General features: G+C 70.4%; 5 protein-coding genes and 1 pseudogene. 4 read left to right on the top strand and 2 right to left on the bottom strand.

Annotated elements, in window-relative coordinates:
- The 3 genes and pseudogenes from ADK57_RS49140 to ADK57_RS20270 all read left to right on the top strand — a co-directional run.
- Positions 1–690 (top strand): annotated as a pseudogene (locus ADK57_RS49140) (serine/threonine protein kinase); the annotation flags it as partial.
- A 137-nt stretch (positions 691–827) separates the two neighbouring features.
- Complete coding sequence (locus ADK57_RS20275; protein ID WP_053750888.1) at positions 828–2,441, top strand: succinic semialdehyde dehydrogenase; 1,614 nt, start codon at positions 828–830, stop codon at positions 2,439–2,441.
- Between the two features lie 29 nt (positions 2,442–2,470).
- Positions 2,471–4,246, top strand: a complete 1,776-nt coding sequence (locus ADK57_RS20270; RefSeq protein ID WP_053750887.1) for a GMC oxidoreductase — start codon at positions 2,471–2,473, stop codon at positions 4,244–4,246.
- A 103-nt stretch (positions 4,247–4,349) separates the two neighbouring features.
- On the opposite strand, the gene ADK57_RS20265 is transcribed toward ADK57_RS20270, so the two are convergent.
- The gene (locus ADK57_RS20265; protein WP_053750898.1) at positions 4,350–5,393 is read right to left on the bottom strand and encodes an LAETG motif-containing sortase-dependent surface protein; all 1,044 of its coding nucleotides are present in this window, start codon (positions 5,391–5,393) and stop codon (positions 4,350–4,352) included.
- 227 nt (positions 5,394–5,620) lie between these two features.
- On the opposite strand from ADK57_RS20265, the gene ADK57_RS20260 reads away from it, so the two are divergent.
- The gene (locus tag ADK57_RS20260; protein ID WP_420711873.1) at positions 5,621–6,805 is read left to right on the top strand and encodes a hypothetical protein; all 1,185 of its coding nucleotides are present in this window, start codon (positions 5,621–5,623) and stop codon (positions 6,803–6,805) included.
- A gap of 574 nt (positions 6,806–7,379) precedes the next feature.
- Here the strand turns inward: ADK57_RS20260 and ADK57_RS20255 are convergent.
- A complete protein-coding gene (locus ADK57_RS20255; protein ID WP_053750885.1) occupies positions 7,380–7,661 on the bottom strand; it encodes a chorismate mutase in 282 nt (93 codons plus the stop codon).
- Positions 7,662–7,919: the final 258 nt, after the last annotated feature.

The following is a 7,919-nucleotide window of genomic DNA, read 5'->3' as shown; positions in this document are numbered from 1 at the left end:
CCCGCACTCGAATCGCCCGCACCCCCACCGGAAACCGCCGCCCCCGAGCCGGCGACCACCGCCACCCCCAAGCCGAAGCGCCGCTCCCTCCGCCGCCCCGCCTCCGCCGCCCTGCTCGCCACCCTCCTCGTCGGCGGCATATGGCTGGGCACGTCCTCCTACCTCACGGAGACCGAAAGCGGCTCCGCCGCGAAGCTGCCCCGCACCCCCGCGGCCCTCGACCCCTCTTGGACCACCCGCCGCGAGCCGGGCATGAACGCCACACTCGCCCTCCCGGCCGACTACAAGGAAGCCGCGCGAGAAGGCGGCGCGAGCGACCCGCCCCGTGTCGTCGTCTACGACCACGACGACACCATCCAGATCCGCCTCACCCAGTGGGACAAGGCCCCCGGCTCCCCGATGGCCCAGGCGCAGAAGGCGCACGCCACCTGGAACGGCTACAGCGGGGACGCGAGCACGCAGACGACCCCCACCAGCTTCCACGGCTACGAGGCGGTCCTCGCGGACACCACGTACGACATGGACGAGCATCCCACCCGGGTCATGCAGCTGATGATCCTGACCTCCGACAGCCGGATGTACGAGCTGCGGGTGGACATGCCCAAGGGGACCCCGGACGAGAAGAAGGGCACGGCGGTGTTCAAGTCGACCCGTGACCGTCTTGAGATCGAAAACACCGGAAGCGACTGAACTCCCGGCGGCCGCCACCGGCCAACGCCCTGATCAGCGCATTCACTGCCAGCGACCACTGGCACCATGTGAGCACTCGGTGAATCCCGATTACCGACGGGTACACAAAGCCTTCCCCGCGTCATACCCTGCGGCTCATGACCGACGCGCAGGCCCCGGCCAAGACCGGTACCAACCCCATCGCCCCCGCCCCCGAGGGCGCCCGCACCGCAGCGGACGTGGTCACCCCGGAGCTGGTCGCCCAGCTCACCAAGGGCGTGGCCGGCTCCGGCCGGACCGCGAACCACACCCCGTTCACCGGCGAGAAGCTGGCGGACCTGCCCGCGTCCACGCCCGAGGACGTACAGAAGGCCTACGAGGCGGCCCGCAAGGCACAGTCGGTGTGGGCGCAGACGCCGGTGCGGCAGCGTGCCGCCGTGCTGCTCCGCTTCCACGACCTGGTCCTCGAACGCCAGGCCGAGGTCCTCGACCTCATCCAGCTGGAGACCGGCAAGGCCCGCCTGCACGCCCACGAGGAGGTGCAGGCCGTGGCCGTCGCGGCCCGGCACTACGGCCGCAGGGCCACCGCGTACCTGAAGCCGAAGCGGCACGCCGGCGCCGTACCGACGCTCACCAAGGTCACCGAACTGCGCCACCCGCGTGGTGTCGTCGGTCAGATCGCCCCGTGGAACTACCCCCTGGAGCTGTCGGTCGGCGATGCGCTCCCCGCCTTCGTCGCGGGCAACGCGGTCGTGATGAAGCCGGACACGGAGACGTGCCTCACCGCGCTCTGGGCCCGCGATCTGCTCATCGAGGCCGGTCTGCCCGCCGACGTCTTCCAGGTCGTCCTCGGCGAGGGCCCGGTCGTCGGCCCCGAGGTGGTCAAGCACGCCGACTACGTCTCCTTCACCGGCTCCACCCGCACCGGCCGCGAGGTCGCGCAGGGCGCCGCCGCCCGCCTGGTCGGCGTCTCCCTCGAACTCGGCGGCAAGAACGCCATGCTGGTCCTTCAGGACGCCGACATCGAGAAGGCGGCGGCGGGCGCCGTGCGCGCCTGCTTCTCCTCCGCCGGCCAACTGTGCATATCCATCGAGCGGTTGTACGTCCACGAGTCCGTCGCCGACGCCTTCCTGGAGCGCTTCGCCGCCCGCACGAAGGCGATGCGGCTCGGCACGTCCCTCGCGTACGGCGCCGACATGGGCTCCCTGGTCGGGGAACGGCAGCTGGAGACCGTCACCCGGCACGTCGAGGAGGCCGTCGCCAAGGGTGCGAAGGTCGTCGCCGGCGGGGTGGCCCGCCCGGACATCGGCCCGTACTTCTTCGAGCCGACGATCCTCGACGGCGTCGAGGCGCCGATGTCCGTGTGCGGAGAGGAGACCTTCGGCCCGGTCGTCTCGATCTACCGCTTCACGTCCGAGGACGAGGCGGTCGAGCAGGCCAACTCCACGCCCTACGGCCTCAATTCTTCCGTCTGGACGAAGGACGGCCGACGCGGCCGCGAGGTCGCCGCCCGCCTGCGCACCGGCACGGTCAACATCAACGAGGGCTACGCCCCCGCCTACGGCAGCGTCCAGTCCCCGATGGGCGGCATGAAGGACTCCGGCCTCGGCCGCCGCCACGGCTCCGAGGGCATCCTCAAGTACACCGAGGCCCAGACGGTGGCCCAGCAGCGGCTGCTGCCGATGGCCCCGTCCCTGGGGATGGACGACGAGAAGTACGCGCAGTTCATGAGCCGCAGCCTGCGGCTCATGAAGGCATTCCGGTTCCGCTAGACCGCACCCGTTCTCAACGAGGAGAGCACGTGTCCCAGGACGCTTACGACTTCGACGTCATCGTCGTCGGATCGGGCTTCGGCGGTTCGGTGACCGCCCTGCGCCTGACGGAAAAGGGCTACCGCGTGGGCGTCCTGGAGGCCGGCCGCCGCTTCACCCGCGAGTCCCTCCCCAAGAATTCCTGGGACCTCAAGAACTACCTCTGGGCGCCGAAACTCGGCATGTACGGCCTCCAGCGCATCCACCTGCTGGGCAACGTCATGGTCCTGGCCGGGGCGGGCGTGGGCGGCGGCTCCCTCAACTACGCCAACACCCTCTACGTACCGCCGAAGCCGTTCTTCGAGGACCCGCAGTGGCATGACATCACCGACTGGCAGGAGGAACTGGCGCCGTACTACGACCAGGCGCGGCGCATGCTCGGCGTACGCCTCAACCCGACGATGACTCCGTCCGACGTGCACCTCAAGGCGGCCGCCGAACGGATGGGCGTCGGCGACAGCTTCCACATGGCGCCGGTCGGGGTGTTCTTCGGCGACGGCGAGGACGCGGACGGCACCACGAAGGCCAGACCCGGCGAACAGGTCGACGACCCCTACTTCGGCGGTGCGGGCCCGGCCCGCAAGGCCTGCAAGGAGTGCGGCGAGTGCATGACCGGCTGCCGGCACGGCGCGAAGAACACCCTCAACGAGAACTACCTGTACCTCGCCGAGAAGGCCGGCGCGGTCGTGCACCCGCTGACGACGGTCGTCTCGATCACGGACGACTCGCAGGGCGGCTACGCGGTGGCCACGCTGCCGACCGACCGGAAGAAGAGCGAGGGCCGGACGTTCAAGGCCCGCCGGGTCGTCCTCGCGGCCGGCACCTACGGCACCCAGACGCTCCTGCACCGGATGAAGGCGGGCGGCCAACTGCCGTACGTCTCCGAGAAGCTGGGCGAGCTGACCCGCACCAACTCCGAGGCGCTGGTCGGCGCGCAGACCAGCGACCGCCGCTACCGCAAGATGACGGGCGAGCAGAAGGCCGACTTCACGCGCGGGGTGGCCATCACCTCGTCCATCCACCCGGACGCCGACACCCACATCGAACCGGTCCGCTACGGCAAGGGCTCCAACTCGATGGGCAGCCTGTCGATCCTCCAGGTCCCGTACGCCGAGGGCTCTTCCCGTGTCCTGGCCTGGCTGCGCAACGCGGCCCGCCATCCCGGCCTGGTCCTGCGGTCCCTCTCCAACCGCCGCTGGTCGGAGCGGACCATCATCGGCCTGGTGATGCAGTCGCTGGACAACTCCCTGACTACGTACCTGAAACCGGACGGAGTCGGCAAAGGCCTGCTGACCGCCCGTCAGGGCCACGGATCCCCCAACCCCAAGCAGATCAAGGCGGCTTCGGAGGGCGCGTCGGCGATCGCCGCAGAGATCAACGGCTTCGCCGGCTCCAACGTGGGCGAACTGATGGGCACCCCCCTCACCGCCCACTTCCTCGGCGGCTGCCCGATCGGCTCCTCCCGCGACACCGGAGTCATCGACCCCTACCACCGCCTCTACGGCCACCCCGGCATCTCGGTGGTCGACGGCGCCGCGGTCTCCGCGAACCTCGGCGTGAACCCCTCCCTCACCATCACCGCCCAGGCCGAGCGAGCCATGTCGTACTGGCCCAACAAGGGGGAGGCGGACCCGCGTCCGGCCCAGGGCGGGACGTACGAACGTCTCAAGCCGGTCGAGCCGAAGTCCCCGGCGGTCCCGGCGGACGCCTTCGGCGCACTGAAGCTGCCGTTCCTGGGGATACCGGCGGTGCCGCCGAAGAAGTAGGCACCCATGGCACGGAGAAGGACCTGCACCCCCCTCCGAGTGCAGGTCCTTCTCTGTTCTTGCAATGAAGCCTTGCTGAGTCCTACTGAGCCCTACCGGACCCTTACGCCTCGGCCCCGGCCTTCCGGCGCCGCACCACGAACACCGCGCCCGCACCGGCGACGACCGCGACACCGCCCACCAGGCCGATCATCGGCAGTGCCGAGCTCGAACCGGTCTCGGCGAGGGTGCCGGTGGCGGAGACCTCGTTCACGTCCGTGAGGTCCGTCTTGCCGCCCTGCGGCTTGGCGTCGTTCGGGTCACCGGCGTCGGAGCCGGCGGCGAGGATGTCGAAGAAGTAGATCCAGCCGTTCGGGTCGTCGGCGACCCAGCAGCCCTCGTCGTCCGCGTACTGGGCGAGACCGCCGGTCAGGCCGAGGGAGTCCGGCACCTTGCCGCTGACGCTGAGCCGCAGCTTGTACGAGATCGACTGGCCCGCGCCGAGCGAGAACGCGGGGAACGTGCCTCCGTCGCCCGCGGCGTCCGCGATCGTGTCCCACGAGTGGGTGGCCGTGTTGAAGACCTGGACCTTGATCTCGCCGGAGTAGTCCTCCGCGTCGTCCCAGCCGATCGCGGCGACGCCGATGAGGGGCTTGATGTCCTTGATCTCGTCGTCGCCGTGGTTGGACACGTTGAACGAGAACGCGGTCCAGCCGCTGCCGGCGACGATCGTCTCGGGCAGTCCGGCCAGGCCGCTGGTGACCTCGTCGCTGAGCTCGGCGGTGCTGTTGCCGTCTTCGTCCAGGCAGAGCTCGGGGTCCTCGGGCGTGCTGGCGCTCGGCGACGGGGAGGTGGCCGGGGAGCTCTCGGCGCCGGCCGGGGTGCTGGTGTCGGCGGCGGGCGTGCTCGTGTCCGCGGCGGGGGTGCTGGTGTCCGCCGCCGGGGTGCTCTGGTCCGCGGCCGGGGTGCTGGTGTCGGCGGCGGGGGTGCTGGTGTCCGCGGCCGGTGTGCTCACCTCGGCTGAGGGAGTGGTCTCCTCGGCCGCAGGGCTGCTCGTCGACGTGTCCGGAGTCCCGTCCGTCGCGAACGCGGCGGGCGCGGAGAGCAGGGCGAGCGGAGCTATGACGGCCGTCGCGGCCGCTGCGGCCATGGCGCGGCGAAGCTTCATGAAGACCTCGAAAATCCGGTGTGCCACGGATGGCAGCACGCTTGGGAGGCCTCCGCTGTGGGGCGCGGGTGTGGCCTTTGATTCGCATGGTTTGATCCGCGAGACCTGTGAATGGTTGCCCCCGCCTTCACAGGGTTTTTATGTGACCTGGCTCACTGTTCGGGCCGGGCGGGAGCTGACGTACGCTCAGCTGCCCGGAATCCACTCGCAGAAAGGCCTACGGCGCCGTGGCCGACAGATCGTCCGAAGAGCCGAGATCCGGTTCGGGTGAGGGGGGCGACTCCTCCGGTGACTCCTCCGGTGGCTCCTCCTCCATGCCCGACGAGGTGTGGGAGAAGTTCATCCGGGACAGCGAGCTCGACATACGTGCCGCGGCCCCCAAGGAGCCGTCCGCCCGCGCCCGCATGGTGACCGAACGGCTGCGGCAGCAAGAGGCGCGGGGTGAACGGCCCGAGGGCTGGCGCACGGTTCCGGCCCGGCAGGAGAGTCACGGGCGGAACGCTCGGCGCCGCAGGCTGTGGGCGGTCATCGGCGTGCCCGTCGCCATCGCCGTGGCCGTCGTGGCGCTGAAGCCGTCGCTGCTGCCGGGCGACCCCTTCGGCGACGGCACACCGGACGCCGCCGCGGCCTCGCCCCTGGGCGAGGAAACCACGGCCCCGACCGCGCCCCCCGCCGCCATGGACCCCGAAATCCCCACCCTGGACGAGCCGTTCGCCGGTTCCCCGGCACTGCGGTGGGCCGACGGGGCGGCCGGCATCGTCCTGCCGAAGGCGACAGCGGTCGGCGGAATACCGAAGGACCGGGTCGAGTCGGCGCTCCGGCTGACCAGGAAGCTGCTGGTCGGGGCCAACCTGGACCCGAAGACCGTACGAGGTGAACGCCCTGAGGCGGCTCTCGCGGTGCTCGACCCGAAGCAGCCGGAGTTCGTCGACGACCTGAACCGGTCCCTGCGCGCGCCCGACGAGGAACACGACCCGCTGGACCTGCTCACCCGCTTCGACCCCGCGGACGTACGACTCGTCGGCGACGTGATCAAGACGCGGGGCCGGATGACGTTCGAGAAGGGAGACCAGGAGGGGGTGGCCGTGCACGCCGACTACACCTTCGTCTACCCGGTCGTCCGCACCGACGGTTCGACCGAGGTCACCCGCACCGTCGTGCGCCGCGTCCTCGACGTCGAACTCCTCGACCCCGCCCGCTATGTGGCCACCCCCGACCGCCTGAACGTCCTGCACTACGACCGCGACGTCGGCAACACGGCCTGCGAGGTCCACGACGGCTATCTGCACCCGCAGTTCCCGTCGGCCGCCCCCTCGGGCGAACCGGCGAGCGGCCCGACGGTCGATCCGTACGACCGCAGCCGTGACATCGCGGACGGCGACGGGAGGTGCGGGACGGTGTCGCGAACCTGACGCCGGACGCTTGCCGAGGCATGCGGAAGGGCCCCGCAGACCGCAGTCGCGGGGCCCTTCTTTCGTCAGCACCGACGTCAGGGCAGCGTCGGTGCCTGGGAGCGGCGCCGGGGGGTTGCGCCGCTTGCCTGTTGCCCTCGGTCGGCGCCCCGGCGCATTCGGGGCGCACAGTTGGTCTCGACCTTTGGCAGTACGGCCGTGCACGTCAATGCAATTGTCTACGGGGGGACTTGGGGGCTTTCCAGGCATCGTGCTCGATGGATGCCGCCACCGCAACCGTTTGACTCAGACTTGGACATTTTGACTCGGACACTTTGACTTGGACGTCCCGCCGGTCGGCCCCGGGCGTCCCCGGAGCCGACCGTTCTCTTGGGTGACCGGGCTGCTGTCCCCTGCCGTCCGGTCACTTACCTGGAGCGAGGTCCCACGACGCACAGCACGATCCGTACGTCTCATCGCTCCAGCGAGCCACGCGTGGTTCTTTCGGGCCCGCCCCTGGCTGGCACGGACACCACCACCAACGAAGCGCTTCGCGTCGCGGTCACGCGCCGTACGGGTGAGAGCGGGCCCGAACTCAGATGCGACCCCGGCACAGTTCGAGGAGCGTCATCGCGAGGGACGTACCGGGCTTGCCCAGCGCGTCCCTGTAGTGGCCGAGGATGTCCATCTCGCGGGAGAGGTTCACGCGCCGGCCGCCGGAGGAGATCCGCGCCTCCTGGATGACGGCGGACACGGCCATCCGTTCCTGGATCAGCCCGATGATCCGGTCGTCCAGGGCGTCGATGCGCTCACGCGCGCCGGAGATCACATCGGCGGCCTCGGAGGTACGGGCGCCGGTCACGTCGGTGGCGGTCATGTCGGGGCTCCTCATGGGGTGGGGATCGGGGTGAGGTGCCCCGGAGCGACAGGACCCGGAGAACGCCAGACGCCCCGGGCCTTGTCGGCCCGGGGCGCCTGGGAAGTCGCTTGTCAGTTGCTCAAGCAGTACGACCATGGCAGCCGGCGGGCCGGGTGCCATAGGTAAAGACGAAGGTCGGGTGCGTGAGCATGGGGGTCAGTATGCCACGGAACTTTTCGGCGTCGGTCCGTGCATCTCGGGTGCCCGGGGCCCCGC

The organism is Streptomyces sp. MMG1533 (genome assembly GCF_001279775.1).
In the GTDB taxonomy this organism is placed as follows: Bacteria; Actinomycetota; Actinomycetes; order Streptomycetales; family Streptomycetaceae; genus Streptomyces.
Note: the sequence above shows the minus strand (reverse complement) of the source record. Positions and strands in the feature narration are given on the sequence as shown.

What these genes read in the sequence shown, in the direction of transcription:
- ADK57_RS20255 (WP_053750885.1), bottom strand. Translation starts at nt 7,661, where the DNA reads ATGACCGCCACCGACGTGACCGGCGCCCGTACCTCCGAGGCCGCCGAT.
- ADK57_RS20265 (WP_053750898.1), bottom strand. Translation starts at nt 5,393, where the DNA reads ATGAAGCTTCGCCGCGCCATGGCCGCAGCGGCCGCGACGGCCGTCATA.
- ADK57_RS20275 (WP_053750888.1), top strand. Translation starts at nt 828, where the DNA reads ATGACCGACGCGCAGGCCCCGGCCAAGACCGGTACCAACCCCATCGCC.